The 21,154-nt window shown below is 66.9% G+C and carries 17 protein-coding genes, 2 rRNA genes and 1 pseudogene; 13 read left to right on the forward strand and 7 right to left on the reverse strand.

Annotation, left to right across the window (positions count from 1 at the left end):
* Together ACJMNC_RS17860 and rrf are read left to right on the forward strand one after the other, a co-directional pair.
* Positions 1-176: ribosomal RNA gene (locus ACJMNC_RS17860) — 23S ribosomal RNA — on the forward strand; the annotation flags it as partial.
* 104 nt (positions 177-280) lie between these two features.
* Positions 281-397 (forward strand): 5S ribosomal RNA (rrf, locus tag ACJMNC_RS17865).
* Positions 398-652: 255 nt separating this feature from the next.
* Here rrf and ACJMNC_RS17870 read toward each other — a convergent pair.
* From ACJMNC_RS17870 to ACJMNC_RS17880, 3 genes are read right to left on the reverse strand one after another with little or no spacing between them, the layout of a single operon-like run.
* A complete protein-coding gene (locus tag ACJMNC_RS17870; RefSeq protein WP_408949303.1) occupies positions 653-1,144 on the reverse strand; it encodes a nuclear transport factor 2 family protein in 492 nt (163 codons plus the stop codon).
* Between the two features lie 44 nt (positions 1,145-1,188).
* Complete coding sequence (locus ACJMNC_RS17875; protein ID WP_408949304.1) at positions 1,189-2,364, reverse strand: NADH:flavin oxidoreductase; 1,176 nt, start codon at positions 2,362-2,364, stop codon at positions 1,189-1,191.
* A gap of 27 nt (positions 2,365-2,391) precedes the next feature.
* Positions 2,392-3,228, reverse strand: coding sequence for a mycofactocin-coupled SDR family oxidoreductase (locus tag ACJMNC_RS17880; protein WP_408949305.1), 837 nt, complete (start codon positions 3,226-3,228; stop codon positions 2,392-2,394).
* 203 nt (positions 3,229-3,431) lie between these two features.
* Between ACJMNC_RS17880 and ACJMNC_RS17885 the strand changes: the two genes are divergently transcribed.
* The 10 genes from ACJMNC_RS17885 to ACJMNC_RS17930 all read left to right on the forward strand — a co-directional run bounded on the left by ACJMNC_RS17885 (position 3,432) and on the right by ACJMNC_RS17930 (position 16,039).
* Positions 3,432-4,220, forward strand: coding sequence for an SDR family oxidoreductase (locus ACJMNC_RS17885; protein WP_408949306.1), 789 nt, complete (start codon positions 3,432-3,434; stop codon positions 4,218-4,220).
* Positions 4,221-4,245: 25 nt separating this feature from the next.
* Positions 4,246-5,169, forward strand: coding sequence for a helix-turn-helix domain-containing protein (locus ACJMNC_RS17890; protein WP_408949307.1), 924 nt, complete (start codon positions 4,246-4,248; stop codon positions 5,167-5,169).
* Between the two features lie 66 nt (positions 5,170-5,235).
* Positions 5,236-5,943, forward strand: a complete 708-nt coding sequence (locus ACJMNC_RS17895) for a TetR family transcriptional regulator (RefSeq protein WP_408949308.1) — start codon at positions 5,236-5,238, stop codon at positions 5,941-5,943.
* A complete protein-coding gene (locus ACJMNC_RS17900) occupies positions 5,940-6,482 on the forward strand; it encodes a GNAT family N-acetyltransferase (protein WP_408949309.1) in 543 nt (180 codons plus the stop codon). The genes ACJMNC_RS17895 and ACJMNC_RS17900 overlap by 4 nt, the downstream gene beginning before the upstream one ends.
* Positions 6,479-7,048, forward strand: a complete 570-nt coding sequence (locus ACJMNC_RS17905; RefSeq protein WP_408949310.1) for a hypothetical protein — start codon at positions 6,479-6,481, stop codon at positions 7,046-7,048. The genes ACJMNC_RS17900 and ACJMNC_RS17905 overlap by 4 nt, the downstream gene beginning before the upstream one ends.
* 68 nt (positions 7,049-7,116) lie before the next feature.
* Positions 7,117-7,614 (forward strand): copper chaperone PCu(A)C, encoded by a 498-nt coding sequence (locus tag ACJMNC_RS17910; protein WP_408949311.1) that lies wholly within the window; start codon positions 7,117-7,119, stop codon positions 7,612-7,614.
* A complete protein-coding gene (locus tag ACJMNC_RS17915) occupies positions 7,611-8,858 on the forward strand; it encodes a Dyp-type peroxidase (RefSeq protein ID WP_408949312.1) in 1,248 nt (415 codons plus the stop codon). The genes ACJMNC_RS17910 and ACJMNC_RS17915 overlap by 4 nt, the downstream gene beginning before the upstream one ends.
* An 879-nt stretch (positions 8,859-9,737) precedes the next feature.
* Positions 9,738-13,334 carry a transcription-repair coupling factor gene (mfd, locus tag ACJMNC_RS17920; protein WP_408949313.1) on the forward strand — a complete coding sequence of 1,199 codons (3,597 nt, stop codon included), beginning with the start codon at positions 9,738-9,740 and terminating at the stop codon, positions 13,332-13,334.
* 344 nt (positions 13,335-13,678) lie between these two features.
* On the forward strand, positions 13,679-15,280 hold the full coding sequence (locus tag ACJMNC_RS17925) for a MazG family protein (protein ID WP_408949314.1): 1,602 nt from the start codon (positions 13,679-13,681) through the stop codon (positions 15,278-15,280).
* Between the two features lie 6 nt (positions 15,281-15,286).
* Positions 15,287-16,039, forward strand: coding sequence for an HNH endonuclease (locus tag ACJMNC_RS17930; protein ID WP_408949315.1), 753 nt, complete (start codon positions 15,287-15,289; stop codon positions 16,037-16,039).
* Between the two features lie 40 nt (positions 16,040-16,079).
* Here the strand turns inward: ACJMNC_RS17930 and ACJMNC_RS17935 are convergent, their stop codons facing one another.
* Entirely contained in the window at positions 16,080-17,087 is a 1,008-nt protein-coding gene (locus ACJMNC_RS17935) for a DUF3427 domain-containing protein (protein WP_408949316.1), read from the reverse strand.
* A gap of 179 nt (positions 17,088-17,266) precedes the next feature.
* On the opposite strand from ACJMNC_RS17935, the gene ACJMNC_RS17940 reads away from it, so the two are divergent.
* A protein-coding gene (locus tag ACJMNC_RS17940; protein ID WP_408949318.1) for an IS3 family transposase occupies positions 17,267-18,414 on the forward strand; the annotation gives its coding sequence in 2 pieces (ribosomal slippage) (positions 17,267-17,534 and positions 17,534-18,414; 1,149 coding nt in all).
* A gap of 60 nt (positions 18,415-18,474) precedes the next feature.
* Here the strand turns inward: ACJMNC_RS17940 and ACJMNC_RS17945 are convergent.
* The 3 genes and pseudogenes from ACJMNC_RS17945 to ACJMNC_RS17955 all read right to left on the reverse strand — a co-directional run.
* Positions 18,475-19,353: pseudogene (locus ACJMNC_RS17945) on the reverse strand (AMP-binding protein); the annotation flags it as partial.
* Between the two features lie 27 nt (positions 19,354-19,380).
* Positions 19,381-20,061: a hypothetical protein gene (locus tag ACJMNC_RS17950; RefSeq protein ID WP_408949317.1), complete on the reverse strand. Its 681-nt coding sequence runs from the start codon at positions 20,059-20,061 to the stop codon at positions 19,381-19,383.
* Positions 20,062-20,110: 49 nt separating this feature from the next.
* Positions 20,111-21,043 (reverse strand): MlaD family protein, encoded by a 933-nt coding sequence (locus ACJMNC_RS17955; protein WP_161897560.1) that lies wholly within the window; start codon positions 21,041-21,043, stop codon positions 20,111-20,113.
* Between the last annotated feature and the right edge of the window lie 111 nt (positions 21,044-21,154).

Consider the following 21,154-nt stretch of genomic DNA (forward strand, 5'->3'; position numbering starts at 1 on the left):
CGTTCGGAAGGGATAACCGCTGAAAGCATCTAAGCGGGAAGCCTGTTCCAAGATGAGGTTTCTCACCCACTTCGGTGGGGTAAGGCCCCCCACAGACCATGGGGTTGATAGGCCAGAACTGTACGCACAGCAATGTGTTCAGGTGACTGGTACTAATCGGCCGAGGACTTACCAACAACACCCAGACACATCACAGTAAAATGTGTGTTCCGCATCCACTATGCACCTCTGAAACAACACACCACCACACCAGATGTGTGGTGTGACAGTTTCATAAAGTTACGGCGGCCATAGCGGAGGGGAAACGCCCGGCCCCATTCCGAACCCGGAAGCTAAGCCCTCCAGCGCCGATGGTACTGCACCCTAACCAGTGTGGGAGAGTAGGACACCGCCGAACACAACTTTGAAAGGCCCCCAACCACCAGGTTGGGGGCCTTTCACATACCCACCACCACCCGCATAACCCGGCCGGCCCCACACCCGGCCCCGCCGGCCCACAAATACACTCCGCCCCACCAAACCGGGCCCACCCCACCAACTAGACGGCAGGGCAGACCCGAAATGGCGGGGCGGAACTCGATTGCGGGGGGCGGAAGCGAGAGAAGCGCACCGGCGAGAGCGTCGGCTCCGCCCTCGCCGGCACGCCACAGCTTTAGGGGGTGACGGCCCACCGGTTCGCGATGAGCTGGTAGTTCGTGGCCTTCATCGACGAGACCGCCTCGTAGAGCCGGTAGTACTCACAGTGCGCGATGTACCAGCGGCCGTCGATCCGCTCGTACCGGTCGGAGTAGTACGAGGTGCCGGTGATGATGCTGTCGAGTTCGGGGACGATCACGACGTCGGACATCGACCAGCTCCCGGTGGCGGTGTCGCCGCCGGGGTCGACGCTGATCTCCGGGTTTCCGAAGGTATGTGTGGTCACGATCTCGCCGGCGAGGGCCCGGCGCATGTAGTCGACGATCGTATCGCGGCCGTCGAAGTGCAGGGGCTCTCCCTGGGTCACCGTGCCGTAGCGGGCGGTGGCGTCCGGTGCGAGGGTGTCACCGAACTCGTCCCAGAGCCGGTTGTCGAGGCAGCGGCCGTAGCGGTACTTGAGCTCGGTGATCTCGTGCACGGCGAGCAGGGTGTCGAGGGGGCTGGTCATGGTGTGTTCTTCTCCGGGTCGTCGGGATCTGGCGGGGGTTCGGATCATTTCGCGGCGGCCAGAACGCAGCGTGAGCCGGTGTAGATGGTCGGCATGCACTTGTTGCAGTGGATGCACAGTGAGGTGGCGTCGGCCTGGGCCTGAAGCCGGTTGACCAGGTCGGGCTCGCGCAGCAGTGCGCGCGCCATGGCGACGAACTGGAATCCCTCGTCGAGGGCGCGGTTCATGCCGGCGTTGTCGGTGACCCCGCCGAGCAGGATGAGGGGCATGTCGACGGCGGCGCGGATCTGGCGTGCCTCCTCGAGCATGAAGAGCGGTTCATACGGGTACTCCTTGATGAAGTACTTGCCGACCGCCTTCACCCCCGTCCGGATCGGTTGCGGCATCGCCTCGGCGAAGTCGCGGATCGGTGCATCGCCCTTGAACAGGTACATGGGGTTGAGCAGTGAGCTGCCCATGGTGAGCGCGAGGGCGTCGAGGCTGCCGTCGGCCTCCAGCCACTGGGCCACCTGAATCGCCTCGTCCACCCAGAAGCCGCCGGGGACGCCGTCGTCCATGTTGAGCTTGGCGGTGATGGCGATCCGCCCGCCGACGGCATCGCGCACGGCCCGCGCGCATTCGCGGGTCAGACGTGCCCGGTTCTCCAGCGATCCACCGTAGTCGTCGGTGCGCTTGTTCAGCCGTGGGCTGAGGAACGAGCTCGCCAGGTAGTTGTGCCCGAAGTGCAGCTCGACGGCGTCGAAGCCGCTTTCGACGGCGAACCCTGCGGCGTCGGCGTGCGCGGCCACGATGCGGGTGAGGTCGTCGGAGGACGCAGCGTGGATGCGCCCTGTCGGCCCGAATCTCGTGGAGGCGGACAGGGCCGGTGCCCGGTTCGATCGGGCGTTGGCGACCGGCCCGGCGTGCCCGATCTGCGCCGACACGGCAGCGCCTTCGTCGTGGATCGCCTCGGTCAGCTCCTGTAGTCCCGGAACGGCTTCGGGCCGCATCCAGATCTGGCCGCGGTCGGTGCGGCCCTCCGGGGCGACGGCCAGATACGCGATCGTGGTCATGCCGACGCCGCCGGCCGCGGGGCGACGATGGAAGTCGATCAAATCATCGGTCACCAGCGATCGTGGTGTCCGTCCTTCGAAGGTCGCGGCGCGGATCACTCTGTTGCGCAGGGTGATCGGTCCCAGGCGGGCGGGTTCGAAGATACTGACTGGGCTGTGGTCAGTCATCATTTCTCCTCGGTGGCGGGGTCGGCGTCAGGCGCTGACTCGGGCGGCGGCGCCGGCGTCGATGGGCAGGACGGTTCCGGTGATGTGGTTACTGCCCTCGTCGGCGAAGAAGAGCACGGCGCGGGTGACCTCCTCGGGCTGCAGCAGAGCGACGGGCTGCGCGTGCAGGGTGGCCAGGACCGGTTCGACGTCCTCCAGGCCCGGGTTCTCGAGGTCGGGCCGCATCAGCGAGTACAGCGCGTCGTTGAGCACCATGGGCGTCGAGATATTGCCCGGTGCAACCACATTGACGGTCACCCCGGTCTGCGCGAGTTCGAGCGCGGCGCTCTTGGCGATGCCGATCACACCCCATTTGCTCGCGCTGTAGGCGGCCATTCCCGGCGCGGCCGAACGGCCCATCATCGAGCTGACCGCGATGATCCGGCCGTAGCCGCGCTCTGCCATTCCTCCGGAGACGGCGGCGATGGTGTGGAACACCCCGGTGAGGTTGGTCGCGATCACCTCGTCCCACTTCTCGCCGACGAGCTCGCCGAGCGGAGCGGTCACCGAGACCCCGGCATTGGCGACGGCGATGTCGATCCCGCCGAAGGCCTCCACGGCGTCGGCCACGGCGCGGGTGATCTCGTCGGGATTGCCGACGTCCGCACGCAGAGCCAGGCAGCGTCGGCCGGTGGCGGTGACGAGTGCTTCGGTCTCGGCGAGGTCGGCGGCGGTCGCCAGCGGATAGGGGACTGCGGCGCTGTCGGCACAGCGGTCGACGAGCACGACGTCGGCGCCCCGTTCGGCCAGCGCCACCGCGTGCGCCCGGCCCTGTCCTCGCGCTCCTCCGGTGATCAGTGCCGTACGGCCCGAGAAGTCACTCATGATGCAGTCCCTTCGAAAAGTAGTCGGAATTCGAGCGGTCGAATACTCGACCAGTGTGGTAGATTGTGGTGCCAGTCACGGTACAGACTCCGGGATGCGAGGTCAACAGGGCTTCCCGCACAGCCTCACCGGAGGTCACCGCGACGCGAGACGCACACAGCCCGGCTCGATCCTCCCGAGCCGGCGAGAAGGGAGTACCCCACATGTTGATGGACCGATTCCGGCTCGACGGGAAAGTGGCGATCGTGACCGGAGCCGGCCGCGGCCTCGGCGCGGCCATCGCGCAGGGATTCGCCGACGCCGGCGCCGACGTCGTGATCTCCGCCCGCACCCGCGACGACCTCGAGGTGGTCGCCGAGGGCGTGCGCGCCGCCGGACGTACCCCGGTGATCGTGCCGGCCGACCTCGCCCGCACCGATCCCGCCGAGCTGGTCGACGCCGCGGTGAACGAGCTCGGCCGGGTCGACGTCGTCGTCAACAATGTGGGCGGCGCCTATCCGAAGCCGCTCCTGGAGACCACGCCGAAAGACCTCGAGAATGCGTTCTCGTTCAACGTCTCCGTCGCCCACAAGCTGGTCGTGGCGGCCGCACCGCACCTGCTGGCCAACGACGACGGGGGATCGATCATCAACATCACCTCGGCCGTCGGTCGGGTGCCGGGCCGTGGATTCGCCGCGTACGGCACGGTGAAAGCGGCACTGGCGCAGTACACGCGCCTGGCCGCAATGGATCTCAACCCCCGGGTCCGGGTCAACGCCATCGCACCCGGCTCGATCCGGACCTCGGCATTGGAGGTCGTGGCGGGCGACGACCGGATGCGCACGGCCATCGAAGACCGCACCCCGCTGCACCGGCTCGGTGATCCCGAGGAGATCGCGGCCACCGCGCTGTTCCTCGCCTCCGACGCGGGCGCCTATCTGACCGGCAAGATCATCGAATGCGACGGCGGCCTCGTCGCCCCCAACTTCGAACTGCCGCTGCCGGATCTGTGAGCCCGGACCCCACTAGGATGTGGCTGTGAGTGATCGGGAGGACGGCAGCGCGCACCGGGCGAGCGCATCCCCGCCCACCAGCCGGGTCGTCGCCGTCCTCGACCTGCTGGTGCGCCGCCAGGGCGAGCCGCTGGGGCTGTCCGAGATCGCCCGATCGTGCTCGATCAGCAAACCGACCTGCCTGGCCGTCCTCACCGAACTCACCCGTCACGGCTACCTGCGCGTCGACACCCACACCAAGACCTACCGGCTCGGCGCCGCACTGGTCACCGCCGGACGCGCCGCCGAACGCGACGCCGCGCTGAACCCCGTCGTCGGCGAACGGCTGCGGGAGCTCAGCGACCGGTTCTCCACGATGTGCGTCGCCGCCGGCCGGGACGGCGACCAGTTCATGGTCCTCGACGTCACCGTGCCTGACGGCATGCGGCCACCGGTCCGTCCGAGTGACACCTTCACCTTCGTGCTGCCGACCGCGCTGATGTTCGTGCTGTGGCAGGGCGACGAGGCGCTGCGGCGCTGGGCGGCCGAACATCCGTCCAGATCGGCGGCCATCGAGATCGAGGAACTGCGGCCGATGGCCGAAGAATGCCGCTCCACCGGGTACCTCGTCGAGAATCTGTCGCCCACCCTCGAGCGGGTCTACCGGATCCTCGCCACCGGCTCCCGCGATCTCTCGCCGGACGTCCGGGATCTGATCGCCGACCTGCTCGCCGGAATGCCGGAACGCCGCGTGCACAGTCGGGCGGATCTCGACGAGTCCGATCCCGCCGACCTGCACCGCGTCGGCGTCATCGCGGCGCCGACCTTTGACGAGGACGGCGAACAGTCACTGCTGCTGGTGCTCAGCGTCCTCGGCGACATGACGGCCGCACAGATCGCCGAACGCGGGGCGGCCCTGCGGACCGTCGCCGACGAGCTCACCACCACGCTCGGTGGGCGTCTGCCGTGACCGACGGAGTCCGCGTCTTTCGGCGCTGTTGCCGCGGGCACGAGCTGCGGTCCTAGACTGGCTGGCATGAGTGAGCAGGATGGGGCACGAGTCCCGCGTACCCGGATGACGGGCCCTCAGCGTCGTCAGCAACTGATCGAGGTGGCCCGGGGACTGTTCGCCGAGAAGGGATTCGAAGGCACCTCCATCGAAGAGGTCGCGCAGCGGGCCGGCGTCTCCAAACCGATCGTCTACGAACACTTCGGCGGCAAAGAAGGCCTGTACGCCGTCGTCGTCGACCGGGAGATGGCCACCCTGCTGGAGATGGTCACCGACTCGCTCTCGCAGAACCGCTCGCTCTACCGCATTCAGCAGGTGGCGCTCGCGCTGCTCACCTACATGGAGGAACGCACCGACGGCTTCCGGATCCTGGTGCGCGGCGATTCCGTCGGCACCGAGGAGACCGTCGGCACCGAGGACACCCGCTACGGGAGTCTGCTCAACGATGCGATCAGCCAGGTCGAACACATTCTGGCCGGCGACTTCGAACGCCGGGGCTTCGATCCGGCGCTCGCACCGCTCTACGCCCAGGCCCTCGTCGGCATGGTGTCGGTCACCGCCCAATGGTGGCTCGACGTCCGGCAACCGCCCAAGGAAGTGGTCGCGGCGCACCTGGTGAACCTGTGCTGGAACGGGCTCACCCGGCTCGAACCCAACCCGGAGCTCGTCAGCGCCGACTACGTCGAGCCGATGCCCAGGACGGTGGCTCCGGCGGCCGAGGAGCGGGACCAGTGACCCAGCCGCGGATCCGGCCGGTCACCGTCGACGATCTCCCGGCCGTCGCCGACCTGTACGCGCACTACGTGCAGAACACGACGGCCACCTGGGCCACCGAGGCCCCGACCGTGGCGCAGTGGCAGGAGCTGGCCGACGAGATCGCCGAGACCGGCCGGCCCTTCCTGGTCCTCGACGACGAGGTGCGGCTGCGCGGCTTCGCCTACCTGTCCCGTTATCGCGGGATGGTCGGCTGGGCGTCGACCGTCGAGAACACCATCTATCTGGATCCGGACAGCGGCGGCCGGGGCTGGGGGACGCTCCTGCTCACCGCCCTGCTCGACGCTGGGCGGGCCGCCGGGAACGTGCGGCAGGTGGTCGCGATGATCTCCAGCAGCGGCGCCGACGGCTCGGTGGAGCTTCACCGCAAGTGCGGCTTCGTCAATGTGGGCCGGCTGACCGGTGTCGGCACCAAGCACGGCGAGGAGCTCGACTGCATCCTCATGCAGATCCCGCTCGATTCCGCGACCACTACCGCCGGTAGTAGTCTGGAGGAGTGACGACGCGAGCGCCTCGGCGCCGTGCCCGGACCGAATCCGCGGTGCACGGCAGCCTGACGGCGCTCGTCTCCTTCGTTCTGGGCACCGGCGCGCACCTGCTCGGCTCCGGTACCGCCCCCAGCGGTGAACACCTGCTGCTGCTCGGCGCCATCGCACTGGCGGTCGGCGTGGTCGACGCCGGCGGGGTGCAGCGCGCCGGCCGTCGCCGCGCCGCCGGCCGGATCGACCGGAACTGGCCCGCACTCCTCGGACTGATCGTCGGCGGGCAGCTCGCAGCGCACACCGTGCTGTCGCTCGTCGGGCACCACCACGGTGCGGCCGGTGGCGGCTCGACGCTCGGCATGCTCGCCTGGCACGGTGCAGCGGTCCCGGTGGCCGTCGCCGTTCTGGTGCTGGCACAACAACTTCTGGGCCTCCTCGACGAGGTATCCGGTCGGCTGCAGACAGGCGGTCCGCTGCCGGCGGTCGAGGCGGCCGCTCACGCGCCGGGTGCGCGGCGAGTGGCCGTCGCGCAGCTGTGGTGGTCCACGACGGTCAGCCGTCGCGGTCCACCGGCCTTGGGTTGACCTTCCCTTCTCTGCGCACCGGCGTCTGCCGGTGCTCATCAACCCATGCCTGAAAAGAGTTCACACCCATGGCTATTCGCCGATCTCTCCGTGCCGCCACGATCCTGCTGAGCGTCGCGGCCCCGCTGCTGGTGCTCACCGCCTGCGGCGACGACAATGACACGAGCACCTCTGAAGCCGATCAGCTGACCGTGTCCGACCAGTGGGTCAAGGCGGCCCCGGACGGTATGACGTCCGCCTTCGGCACCTTCACCAACACCGGCGACCGGCAGGTGCGCATCGTTTCGGCCAGCTCCGCGGTGGCCGCGAGCACCGAACTGCACGAGGTGGTCGAATCCGGTGGCACGTCTACCATGCGGGAGAAGAAGGACGGCTTCGCGGTGCCGGCGGGGAAGAGCCTGACGCTCAAGCCCGGCGCCGAACACATCATGCTGATGGGCCTCAAGCAGCCGATCACCACCGGTGAGTCCGTGCAGATCGAGCTGCGGTTCGCCGACGGCTCCACCCAGACGGTGACCGCGCTGGCCCGCGACTTCAGCGGTAACCAGGAGGACTACAAGCCGTGACCGGGCGCAGATCCGCTGGGATCTCGCGCCGCAACCTGCTCACCGGTACCGCCGGCCTCGCCGGGCTCGGTGTCGGTGCCGCCGCCGTCGGCCTGAGTGTGGATCGCACACCCGCTCAGGCCGCGGCCGGCGGGCAGACGGTGCCCTTCTACGGGGCGCGGCAGGCCGGGGTCACCACCGCACCGCAGGCACACGCCAACTTCGTCGGGCTGAACCTGATCGACCCGGGCGACGTGGCCTCGCTCGCGGGCGTGCTCAACGTCTGGACGCAGGACGCTGCCGGGCTCACGACCGGGCGCGGCTCGCTCGCCGACACCGAGCCGGAGCTGGCGACCGATCCGTCGCGGCTGACGGTGACCGTGGGTCTGGGGCCGCGGGTGTTCGAGGCGCCGAGCCTGCGGGCCAAGCGCCCCGGCTGGTTGCGGCCGTTGCCGGCGTTCAGTATCGATCGGCTGCAGGAGCGCTGGGGGCAGACCGATGTACTGCTGCAGATCGGCTCCGACGATCCGGTGACGCTGGCGCACGCGACCCGCATGCTCACCGCGAGTGTGCGCAGCAAGCTGCGGGTGGGTTGGGTGCAGCGCGGTTTCCGCACCGCCCGCGGGACGCACACCGACGGCCGGACCATGCGCAACCTGTTCGGTCAGGTCGACGGAACGGTGCAGCCGCCCGGCGACCGCGACGATCTGCTGTGGGAGGACGGCAGCGGCGGGCAGCCGTGGCTGGCCGGCGGCACCTCGCTGGTCCTGCGCCGGATCGCCATGCACATGGACACCTGGGAGGAGCTGGACCGTCCGGGCCGCGAGCTCGCCGTGGGACGGACGCTCGACAGCGGCGCGCCGTTGAGCGGCAGTCGCGAGCACGACGATCCGGACTTCACGAAGACCGAGGGCGGCATTCCGATGATCCCGGCGTCGTCGCATATCGCCCGGGCGCACCGGCAGGCCGACCACGAGCAGTTCCTGCGTCGCGCCTACAACTACGACGAGCCTCCCGAGCAGTCCTTGCTCCCTGAGCAGTCTTTGCTTCCTGAGCCCGTCGAAGGGGGTGACACCTCCAACAGCGGTCTGATCTTCGCGACCTACCAGCGTGACCCGGTCCGACAGTTCGTCCCGGTCCAGCAGCGCCTGGCCGACCACGACGACCTGAACACCTGGACCACCCCGATCGGCTCCGCCGTCTACGTCATCCTCCCCGGCGCCACCGAACAATCCCCCCTGGGCTCATCCCTCTTCACCCCATAGCCGCGGCTCGGTGGTTCGGTCCCTCGGGAGCGCCCCGTCCCTCGGTGGTTCGGTCCCTCGGGAGCGCCCCGTCCCTCGGTGGTCCGGTCCCTCGGGAGCGCCGCGTCCTTGGTGGTCCGGTCCCTCGGGAGCGTCGCGTCCCTCGGTGGTTGAGTAGGTGAGGAGCGCTAGCGACGAGCCGTATCGAAACCGAGGGGCGCAGCTCCTCGTCGGTGCTTCAGTCCCTTCAGGAGCTTCGCGTCCCTCGGTGCTTCCGTCCCCTCGGGAGCATCGCGTCCTCGGTGGTTCGGTCCCTCAGGAGCGCCGCGTCCTTTGGTGGTTCGGTCCCTCGGAAGCGCCGCGTCCTTTGGTGGTTCCGTCCCTCGGGAGCGTCGCGTCCCTTGGTGGTTCGGCCCCTCGGGCGCGCCGCGTCCTTTGGTGGTTCGGCCCCTCGGGCGCGTCGCGCCCCTCGGTAGTTCCGTCTCTCGGGAGCGTCGCGTCCTTTTGGTGGTTCCGTCCGTCGGGAGCGCCGCGTCCCTTGGTGGTTCGGTCCCTCAGGAGCGCCGCGTCCTTTGGTGGTTCGGCCCCTCGGGCGCGTCGCGTCCCTGGGTAGTTCCGTCTCTCGGGAGCGCCGCGTCCTTTGGTGGTTCGGCCCCTCGGGCGCGTCGCGTCCCTTGGCGGTTCGGCTCCTCGGGAGCGTCGCGTCCTTTTGGTGGTTCGGTCCCTCGGGAGAGTGGCGTCCTTTGGTGTTCGGTCCGGCGGGAGCGCCGCGTCCCTTGGTGGTTCGGTCCCTCGGGAGCGTGGCGTCCTTTTGGTGGTTGAGTAGGTGAGGAGCGCTAGCGACGAGCCGTATCGAAGCCACCATTCTCGGGTCCGTGCGCCGCCACTAGAATCAGGGGAGTGTCCACCACCCCATCCCTGTCCGGGCTCGGCGCTCTCGCCTGCCGCGATGCCGCCTTCGCCCAGCTCCTCGAGCTCGCCGATAAACCGCAGCTGAGCCTCACCGCCCCGGATGCGGCGCGGCCTCTGGTCATCACGGCTCTGGTGGGGCAGGGCGACGGCCCACTGCTGGTGGTCACCGCGAACGGTCGCGAGGCCGACGATCTGACCGCTGAGCTGGCCGAACTGCTGCCGGCGGGCCGTGACGCGGTGGCGCAGTTCCCGTCGTGGGAGACGCTCCCGCACGAGCGGCTCTCGCCGAGCGCGGATACCGTCGGCGCCCGCCTGGCCGTCCTTCATCGCCTGGCCTCACCCGGCGACCGCCCGCTGCAGGTGGTCGTCACGACTGTCCGCTCCCTGATCCAGCCGATGGCGCCGGGCCTGGGCTCGCTGCGCACCGTCACCCTGGCCGAGGGCACCGAGGTCGACTTCGACGGCCTGATCGAGCAGCTGGTGGAGATGGCGTACGAGCGCGTCGACATGGTGGGCCGGCGCGGCGAGTTCGCGGTCCGCGGCGGAATTCTCGACGTCTTCCCGACCACCGCCGAGTTCCCGGTACGCGTGGAGTTCTGGGGTGACGAGATCACCGAGATCCGCGCGTTCTCGGTCGCCGATCAGCGCACCCAGCCGGAGGTCGACCCTTCGACGGGTTCGGGGAGTGGCCGCGGGGTCCAGGTCCACCCGTGCCGTGAACTCGTCCTCACCGAGGAGGTCCGCGCCACGGCGGCGGAGTTGGCGTCGTCGACGTCGGACGAGGCGCTGCGCGAGATGCTGACCAAGCTGGCCGAAGGCATTCCGGTCGAGGGCATGGAGGCGCTGATTCCGGCGCTCGTCGACGGCCGGATGGAGATGCTTTCGGAGGTGATGCCCGACGGTACCCGCGTGCTGGTGCTGGATCCGGAGAAGGTGCGCACCCGCGCCGTCGACCTCGAGCGCACCGGCGCCGAGTTCCTCGAGGCGTCGTGGAATGCGGCGGCGATCGGCGCCGACGCCCCAGTCCAGGCCGAGAGCGTGGATCTGCAGGCGAGCGCGTACCGCCCGGTCGACGAGGTGCAGGAGCGCACGATCGCGGCCGGCCGGTCGTGGTGGACGGTCAGTCCGCTCTCCAGTGGATCCGGCGACGAGCTGGAACTTGATCTGCAGCCCGGGCCGGCCCCGCACGGCAACGAGACCGAGATCCGCGAGTTGATGGCGAGCCTGCGCGCGCAGGTCGCCGCCGGTGGCCGGGCCGCGATCGTGGCCGCAGGCAAAGGCACGGCGCAGCGCTTCGTCGAACGGCTCGGTGAGGCCGAGGTGCCGGCGCGTCTGATGGACGACGGCGCCGAGCCGCCCGCCGATGCCGTGGCCGTCTATCACGGCACGCTGCGATCGGGTCTGTTCTGCCCGGCGGTCGACGGCCTGCCGCTGGTGATCGTCACCGAAGCCGATGTGACCGGTGCTCGGGTCGTCGGCGTGAAGGACGGTCGACGACTTCCGGCCAAGCGCCGCAACCAGGTTGATCCGCTGGCGCTTGTGGCCGGCGACATGGTGGTGCACGACCAGCACGGCATCGGCAAGTTCGTGGAGATGATCGAACGCACCGTGTCGGGGGCCCGCCGCGAGTATCTGGTGATCGAGTATGCGCCGGGCAAGCGCGGCCAGCCGGGGGATCGGCTGTATGTGCCGATGGACGCGCTGGACCAGCTGTCGAGGTATGTGGGCGGCGAACAGCCGTCGCTGAGCAAGCTCGGCGGCTCGGACTGGGCCAATACGAAACGTAAGGCGCGCAAGGCTGTTCGGGAGATCGCCGGTGAGCTGGTGCAGCTGTATGCCGCCCGGCATGCCGCGCCCGGTCATGCCTTCGGCCCGGACACTCCGTGGCAGCGGGAGATGGAGGATGCCTTCGACTACACCGAGACGATGGATCAGATGACGGTCATCGGCGAGGTGAAGGCCGATATGGAGAAGCCGGTTCCGATGGACCGGGTGATCGTCGGCGACGTGGGCTACGGCAAGACCGAGATCGCGGTGCGCGCGGCGTTCAAGGCGGTGCAGGACGGCAAGCAGGTCGCGGTACTGGTGCCGACGACAATCCTTGCCGGACAGCATCTTCAGACGTTCACCGAGCGGATGGCCGGTTTCCCGGTGAAGGTGGCCGGACTGTCCCGGTTCACCTCGCCCGCCGAATCCAAGGAGACCATTGCGGCGATGGCCAAGGGCGAGGTCGACATCGTGATCGGCACGCACCGGCTACTGCAGACCGGGGTGGTGTGGAAGGACCTCGGCCTGGTGATCGTCGACGAGGAACAGCGTTTCGGTGTGGAGCACAAGGAGCACATCAAGTCGCTGCGCACGCACGTGGACGTGCTGACCATGTCGGCGACGCCGATTCCGCGGACCTTGGAGATGTCGATGGCCGGCATCCGCGAGATGTCGACCATTCTGACGCCGCCGGAGGAGCGGCATCCGGTGCTCACCTACGTGGGTGCGTATTCGGCCAAGCAGGTCGCCGCGGCGATCCGGCGCGAGCTGCTCCGCGACGGCCAGGTGTTCTACGTGCACAATCGGGTCTCCACGATCGACAAGACCGCCAAGGAGATCGCGTCGATGGTGCCGGAGGCGAAAGTGGCTGTGGCGCATGGTCAGATGGGTGAGGACCAGCTCGAGAAGACCGTCGACGCGTTCTGGAACCGCGAGTTCGACGTGCTGGTGTGCACCACCATCATCGAGACCGGTCTGGACATCTCGAACGCGAACACGCTGATCGTCGACCGCGCTGAGAACTTCGGTCTGAGTCAGCTGCACCAGTTGCGCGGGCGTGTGGGTCGCAGCCGAGAGCGTGGGTACGCGTACCTGTTCTACAGCGGGGAGAAGCCGCTGACGGAGACCGCGTACGACCGGTTGGCGACGATCGCGCAGAACAATGAGCTCGGCGCCGGAATGGCGGTGGCGCTCAAGGACCTTGAGCTGCGCGGTGCCGGCAATGTGCTCGGTGCGGAACAGTCCGGTCACGTGGCCGGAGTGGGCTTCGACCTGTATGTGCGGCTGGTGGGCGAGGCTGTCGAGGCCTATCGCGCGGCGGCCGACGGTCAGCCGGTGGAGACGCAGGAGAACACCGAGGTGCGGATCGATCTGCCGGTGGATGCGCATATTCCTGTCGAGTACGTCGAGGCGGACCGGCTGCGTCTGGAGGCTTACCGCAAGCTGGCGTCTGCGGCGAGTGACGCCGACGTCGACGAGGTGATCTCCGAGCTGACGGACCGCTACGGCGAGCCGCCGGTTCAGACGCAGCGGCTGGCGGCGATCGCGCGGCTCCGGCTGCGGTGCCGCGAGCGCGGCGTCGCCGAGGTGGGGCTGGCGGGGACGTCGGTGAAGATCTCGCCCCTGCTGCTGGTCGACAGCGAGCAGGTGCGTCTGGCGCGCCTCTACTCGTCGGGCAGCTATCGCGCGACCACCCACACGGTGACCCTCCCGATCCCGCGCACCGCCGGCATGGGTTCCCCGCGCCTGCGCGACACCGACCTCGTCGACTATCTCGTCACTTTCCTGACCACCATCAAGCCCTCCGCATCTGCTTGATTGTGTTGGTGGCCGAGTGGCTGCCGAGGAACGAGGCAGTTGTATCGAGGCCGTACGCGTTCCCAAGTCGGTGGCCGCGTCCCTAGTTGGCGGCCGAGTTCCGGCGACGCCATTGTTGGTGGCCGAGTGTCGGCGACGAAGGAGCCGATGTATCGAGGCCCCACCCGGTGCCCGACCGCTGTCGTTGCTGCCCGAGTGCCTGCCGAGGAACGAGGCAGGTGTATCGAGGGCCACCCCACGGGTGTCACCCCGCTCACCCCGGAGTGTGACGCGCGCCGAATGGTCGCTCGGTCCCGCCACTCGGTGACTACGCTGTGGAGTAATCGCGACGTGGAGGTTTGTCGATGACTGTGGTCCTGCTCGACCCGTCCCGCCCGGACATGATTCCGGTGGGTGCTGCGCGGGTTCTGGCTGGTGGGCACGTGTTCGTGACCGAGGACGTGCACCCGACGCTGCTGTGGCATCTGGGCTCGTATGGCAGGTCCGACGACGAGGGTGCGTACGCACCGCAGGCAACGGTGTTGACGAGTGATCGCGAGCATCCGGTGGTGGCGGCGCGGATCCGCGGCGGCGATCAGGTGATCGAGGGTGAGCCGGTGCCCGGCGGGAGGTTACTGCAGGCCGTCGAGCTGATGGACCGTCTGCGCCGGACCGGTCCGTGGGAGCAGCGGCAGACACACGATTCGTTGCGCCGGTACCTGCTCGAGGAGGTCTACGAGCTGCTCGACGCCTTTGACCACGGCACGCAGAGCGACAAGTGCTCCGAGCTGGGCGACCTGCTGCTGCAGGTCCTCTTCCACGCCCGGATCGCCGAGGATTCGGCGATTCAGCCTTTCGGGATCGACGACGTCGCCGGCAGCTTCATCGCGAAGGTGTCAGGGCGGACTCCCGGCATTCTGTCGGGCGAGCACGACAACCTCGAGCGCCAGATCCGCGAGTGGGAGGAGGCCAAGGCCGCCGAACGCGAGCAGGGGAGTGTGCTCGACGGCGTGGTGACTTCGCAGCCTGCGCTGGCGCTGACGCAGAAGATCTTCGAGCGGCTGGCCGGCGCGAATTTCCCGGTCGAGGCGATCAGTCCGTCGCTGAGCTGGGTGGAGATCGGTTTCCGGGCGAGCGCCCGCGACAGTGTCGAAGATCAGCAGCGGCAGCGGGCGCTGGGGTTGATGAAGCAGGTGCGCGACGCTGAGCGTGCCGCGGCGGCCGACGGCGTCGTGCTGCGGTCGGAGAACGCGTGGCGCCAGTACTTGGGCATGCAGATCTTCGATCCCGACCCCGAGCCCGACGACGCCGAAGAGGCCGACGAATCCGCGCCCGGGGAGGCCTCCACCGAGGCGACCTCGGTGGTTGAGGAAGCGCCTGCAGAGGCGGAGCCTGCTCCGCCGGTTGAGCAGCCGGTCAGCGCCGAGGAGGAACCCTCTCCGCGGGTCGAGTCGCCTTCCCCGGTGGTCGAGCCTGCCGAAGCCCCCGCCGGCCCGCCGCCCAACCCCTACCTCACCCCGGTCTCCTCAACGCGGTCGACCGCGGTGCCCGACCTCGACTGGCCGACCTTCGCATTCCCCGGATCGACTCCGGGATACCCGACACACTCGATGCCGGCATCCCACGCGCAGCCGGAGGCGCCGCCGGCCGACGACGCGACGGACCGCGTTCCGCGCGTCGACGCGGCCCCCCAGCCGTGGGATGTGGTTGTGGAGGCGGAGTTCGTCGAGGTCACCGAGGTAGGAGTCACCGAGGGGCAGATCAACGAGGCGGACATCGTCGACGTTGAAGAGGACCGCACCTTCCCCACTGAGGATGACTTCCCGGCCCCGCCGCGCAAGCGCAAGACGGTCACCGACGATCCGATCGCCGCCGAACACGAGCGAGACGTGGACGTCGACTTCGGCGAGGACGTCCCGCAGATGGTCGTGCGTGAGCGCTGGAGTGTGAAGGGCGAGAAGGACTGATCAACGATGTCCAAACGGGTCGATTGGACATGGCCGGAGCTTGTCCTTGCCGTGGCATTACGCGAACGAGCGGGATGGACGGGAACCCTTCGTGAGGACGATGATCGGATCGTCGAGCTGTCCGACTTCTTGAGATCGGCGAATCCACAATTGGCGCTGACAGATCCGGCATTCCGAAGCCCTGGGTCCGTGAAAGCGAAACTTGAGAACATTCGGACAGCGCATCCGGACTACCAGGGGAAGCCAACACGTGCGGGGTCTGCCACGAGAATTGTCGTCGAGGCATTTGTCGAGGATCCTGAGCGGTTACTGCGCTCGTCCGAGCATTTCAGGGAGACTCCGGAATTGATCTGGAGGGAATTCGCGGCAACCGATGACGAATACATTGACCTAGACCAGGCAGATCCGGAAGGCCCAGCCTCCGCGGTTGAAGGCGCAATCGCCCGCCGACTTGCCGTCTACCGTGAGCGAGACCCGAAGCTACGCAAAGCGAAGATCGATGAAGCGTGGAATCAGCGTGGCTCGATATCTTGCGAGACCTGCGGTTTCGACTTCGAGGTTGTCTACGGAGACTTGGGTGAGGGTTACACTCATGTGCACCACGTTGTTCCCCTGCACGTCTCAGGCCCAGTACGAAGTGAGTTGCACGATCTGCTACTGGTCTGTGCGAACTGCCACGTGATGATTCACCGCCGGGCTCCATGGAAACAGCCCCACGAACTTGCCGCAATCATCAACCGTGACGAAGGTCAGTCCTAACCGGTGCGGGAGGGCAGCACTGGCAGTGCTGTGCCGTGCTCTAGCCCGCGGCCACCTTCGCCTCGTTGAAGAGCTCGGCCGGCATCTCGTGATCGAGCTTCCAGACGATCGAGATCGGCCGCTCACCTTCGTGAGACGCGTAGGTGGCCGGGCCCAAGAACGTGTAGGCGCGTGCGCCGAGCTCGTCCGTCTTGTTGGTGCGAGCAAAGATCAACACGTTGCTTGTGCCGTTGACGTACCTCTGGCCAGTCGGGGAACGAAGCGTGGTTGTCGACTGAGATTCCCAGTGAAACAGGCTTCGGCTGATCGGGTAGTCCCGATACATGGTGGTTGGCGAGAAGCCTGAGTCCGACTTGACTAGGGTCACTAACAGCATGTCGACGTTGAGGTCGGGGAAGTACTTGACCCCTTCGCGGAAGTGGTTAGGGAGTGAGTCGAACGACGCGTGGCCGAGTGCGGAGAGGATCTCCTCACGGTTATAGCGGCCATGGACTCGGAGCGGAACGGATTCGAACCTCTGATCGAGAGGCACAGTCGCAGTTCGCGTATCGGTGAAGCTGATGTCGACGATTTCCGATATCTCGTTTCGAATCAGGTCGTTGTCGCGGAGGATTGCGAAGCCCTGGTCGTAATCGGAGAACTCCCCGCCATTAGGCCACACATTGAAGAAGAGCATGCGAGCGAGGGTCTGCTCAACCGGCGTTAAGTCCTGATACCTAACGGGTTCAGGCCCGAGGAGCTTAACGAAGACTCGGTGACGAAGCGGGTCGTCAACATGCGCGAACACGCGTGTGCGCTTGGCCAACTGTTGCTCCGCGTCGGAGGCCGTTCCATGAACAATGTCAGCGGCACGGCGTAGCTGCGTCCACGACCCCCGGTTTGTTCCTGGCTTCAGCACGTCGTTGAGTTCGAATCCGGTTTCGTCAAGGTACGTGCGTAGCGAGACGTTTCCGAGGTTCCGGAGGTCGGTGGCCATATCTTTCCATCGAGCACGCAGTTGCTGCTTGAGGTTGTCGACGACCATCTTCTGAGACTGCTCGTCGAACACGATGCGGCAGCCGGGCGGAGTAAAAGCGAAGCCATTCTCAACATCGTCGTGTAGGTCCTTGCGTCGACGTCCGGTCAGAGCATGAAGGCGCAAGTCCCATTGGCATGTTCCCCGTGAAGTGGTCCATGGTGTTTTAGAGTCCTGATTGCCCTGGTGAGGGCTGAGAAGGGACGATGAGGATCATGGCAGGACGTAAGCGTCACTCGGCGGAGGACATCGTGCGCAAGTTGCGCCGGGCCGATGAACTGGCCGCCGAGGGCAAGACCGGTGAGCAGATCGCCGCGGACCTGGAAGTGTCAGCGGCCACTTTGTACAACTGGCGCCGCCAGTACGGCGGTATGGACCGCGATGGGGCGAAGGAACTCAAGGAGCTCCGGGAGCAGAACAGCCGGCTCAAGCGGTTGCTCGCCGAGGCCGAGTTGGAGAAGGACGCTCTCCGGGAGGTCGCGAAGGGAAAATTCTGAGCCCAACGGCTAAACGCGCCGCGATCGACATGCTCAAGGACGTCAAGGGCCTGTCCGAGCGTAAGGCGTGCAAGGTTGTTGGGCTTTCCCGGACGGCGTACCGGACCCCGCCGCAGTCGCACACCCCGGCCGACCCGGACGCCGGCCTGCGCGAGCAGCTGCGCGGCTACGCCGCGACGAACCCCCGTCACGGGTTCCGGCGGGCGTGGGCGTACCTGCGGTTCGACGACGGCATCGTGGTGAACAAGAAGAAGGTCCACCGCCTGTGGAAAGAGGAAGGTCTGCAGGTCCGGCGCGCGCCGCGACGTAAACGGGCCGGTCAGTCCTCGGTGCCGGTCATCGCCGCGGATGCGCCGCAGGTGGTGTGGGCGTTGGACTTTCAGTTCGATTCCACCGTCGAGGGGACCAAGATCAAGATCGCCTCGATGGTCGATGAACACACGCGCCAGTCGTTGCTGAACATCGTGGACCGCTCGATCACCGCCGGGCGGCTGATCGAGGAGCTGGAGAAGACGTTCGCGATCTGGGGTGGCCCGCCGATGGTGCTGCGTATGGACAACGGCCCGGAGTTCATCTCCGAGGCCCTGCGCGAGTTCTGTGCTGGGACAGTCGGCATCTCCTACATTCCGCCGGGTACGCCGTGGAACAACGGGTTCATCGAGTCGTTCAACAACCGGCTCCGCGACGAGTGCCTGAACCGCAACTGCTGGCCCACCCTGCTCGAGGCGCGCGTGGTGATCGAGGACTTCAAGGACGACCACAATCACCGGCACCGGCACTCGGCGCTGGGCTACAAGACCCCGGCCGAGTACGCTGCCGGATGCACCCACCGACACCACCCGGTCGGGTGCGAGATCAACTGATCAACGACAAGTAAGAACTGGCTCTAGAACTACCTGGACCGGATATCGGGGACCTGTCACCACCTCGGGGTGCGATACCCCATACTGCAATAAATCGCTCCAGATGGTCGGGACGGCACCAGCTTTCGTGGGTCGATGTGTCTGGATCATGTGCGCCAGCGGAGCAGCTTGCAGGTAACGGTCCGGCATGAGTAAGTCGGCACCCGCCATGAGGGACGCGTAGGGAAGACCCCAGGCACTGGCGTGGAACATCGGCACCACGGGCAGGACTCGGTCCCCTTCCTCCACGGCGAGCGCATTACCGGTGCAGGCTGCCATCGAGTGCAGGAACACCGACCGGTGGCTGTAGACGACCCCCTTGGGGTCTCCCGTGGTTCCGCTGGTGTAGCACATACCCGCCGCCGATCTCTCATCGGGATCTGTCCACGGGAACACCGGCGACTCCGCGGCGAGTGCGTCCTCATACCGGATGATGTCGACGCCGTTGCCCTCCAGCGCCGACACCTCTCCATCGCCGGCGACGAAAACGACGCGTACGGTCGACAGGCCCGGCAGGACCGGTGCCAACAACGGCACCAGGGAACTATCAGTGATGATGACCCGGTCCTCGGCGTGGTTCGCGATGAACTGCAGTTGGGACGCAGACAACCGCAGATTCAGGGTGTGCAAGACGGCACCCATGGCGGGAACCGCTGCGTACGCCTCCAGATGTTCCTGGTTGTTCCACAGCAAAGTAGCGACACGGTCATCGTCGCCAACACCGGCCCGACGCAGAGCATTGGCCAGCTGACCGCATCGTTCCTCAAGGGACCCGTAGGTCGTGGTCCGAGCCGGTTCGTTTCCGCCGTAGGTGATGACCTGCCTTGCGGCGTGATTCGTCGCGACGTGGCGGAGGATCGACGCCACCGTCAAGGGCACATCCTGCATCGTGCTCTTCATGGGAACTCCTTCTGCGGCGCAGCCGCCTTATTCAGCTGGGCCATAGTCCTGGATCTGCCAGCCCTGGGCCGTTTTCGACACGACCACCTTCAACAACGTCGGCAGTTCACTCGGTTGTGGGTTCTGCACGTTCTGGGTCTTCTGGCTCGCGAAGACCATCACCGTGTATTCCCCGTCGGTGTCACCGGTGACGCTGGTGGCCAGCACGCGTCCCGACGCCTGCACCTGGGCCTGCTGCATGATCTGGGTCAGCGTCGGCCGGACCTCGTCGTAACGCTTGATGAGCGCCTCACCCGCGTTCTCTTTGACCGCCGCGAAAAAGGCGTCTGTGTTCTGGTAGTTGTAGGTCAGGGACTTGGTCGTGTAATCCGAGGCGGCCTTTGCCGCCGCGGCCCGTTGCGCGGCGTCGTTTTCCAATACCGACTTCGCGTCGTCGGCCTCGACGTAGAGGTAGGCAAACACGCCGGCCAGCACAGCGAGCACCACGATCACGGCCGAAACGACCAAGGCACGCAACCGCGGCGCTGCTGACCAGCGACGCCCACCTGGCGAGGGGGGATCAACGTCGCCGTCTCCCGGCTCCGCCGTGGCTACGGAAGCGGTTTTGGCGTTGTCGTCCACCAGCAGATCGCTATCCGTCGCCGCTGCTGCCGCGGCGTCCTCGACCTCAGTGGGCTCGGTGTGCGGCTCGGTCTCGTCATTTGTCATCTGGGGCCTTCTGTGTACTTGTGGTGACAGTCCGCGTGGGACATGGTCGTCACCGTGGTGACGGCGACACGGTGATGGGGACCTCCGCGCGACCTGGTCCCGACGCCGGGAAGGTTCGGGCGAGGAGGTCGCCGATCGACCCGAAGTCGACGTAGGTGTCCGCGACCTTCGCGGTCGCCGGTTTCACCGCCCGGGTGATCGTCAGCAGATCCGGCTGCAGGATCTGGATATAGCCGTCGAGCTTTTCCACAAGCTTCAACACCGGAGGCCACTTGTCGTACGAAGTAGTTGTGAACTCGATGAACGCCCGTTGAATGCGCGCCAGTCCGTTTACGGCGTCAGGGGTGCGCACAGCTGCCGTACTGAGGACGTCCCCGACATTGGACATGAGGCCGAGCAGGAACTCGGCGTTGTCCGCGGTCACCCGGACGGACCCATCTTTGCCGACGAAATCGACTAGACGGTGCATCATGTCGCCGATCGTGTCGAGGTCTTCCTGCCGTCCTGCGACGGCCTCGGCGACGGTCTTGTTGATGGACTCGATCGATGCCGGGTCGAGTCCATCTGCCACTGCAGCCATCTTCGGCAACACCTGGGGCACCGATTGCGACACATGCACCGCGTCCGCGGGCACCACATCTCCGTTGTGGAAGTACCCGCCGGTGGCCGTGCCCGTGGGCACGAAGTTGATGTACTGTTCCCCCGCGATCGACAGATTCTGGATCGACATCACGCTGTCCTGGGGGATCTTGTGATCGGAATCGATCGCCATCTCGACCTTAAGTGCCGAATCCACGACGTTGATGGAGGCCACTTTTCCGACGGGTATCCCCCGCACCATCACCGGCGACGTGTCCAGTAGACCGCCTGAGCTGTCGATGAAGGCGGTTAACGAGTACTCGGAGCGGGTGGGGTTGACGCGTGCCACGCCGACGACGAGGTAGCCGAGCCCTACGACGAACACGACGGCCAAAGCCACCATCGATATGAGCGTGCTGCTGCTGCGGTTCACGGCATCATTCCGATCGATTTCAACACGGTAATGAACGATTCGGCGTCACGCCGCGCCAGGTCCCGACCATCGATGGAGATG

This window comes from Gordonia sp. VNK21, from assembly GCF_046098115.1.
Taxonomy (GTDB): domain Bacteria; phylum Actinomycetota; class Actinomycetes; order Mycobacteriales; family Mycobacteriaceae; genus Gordonia.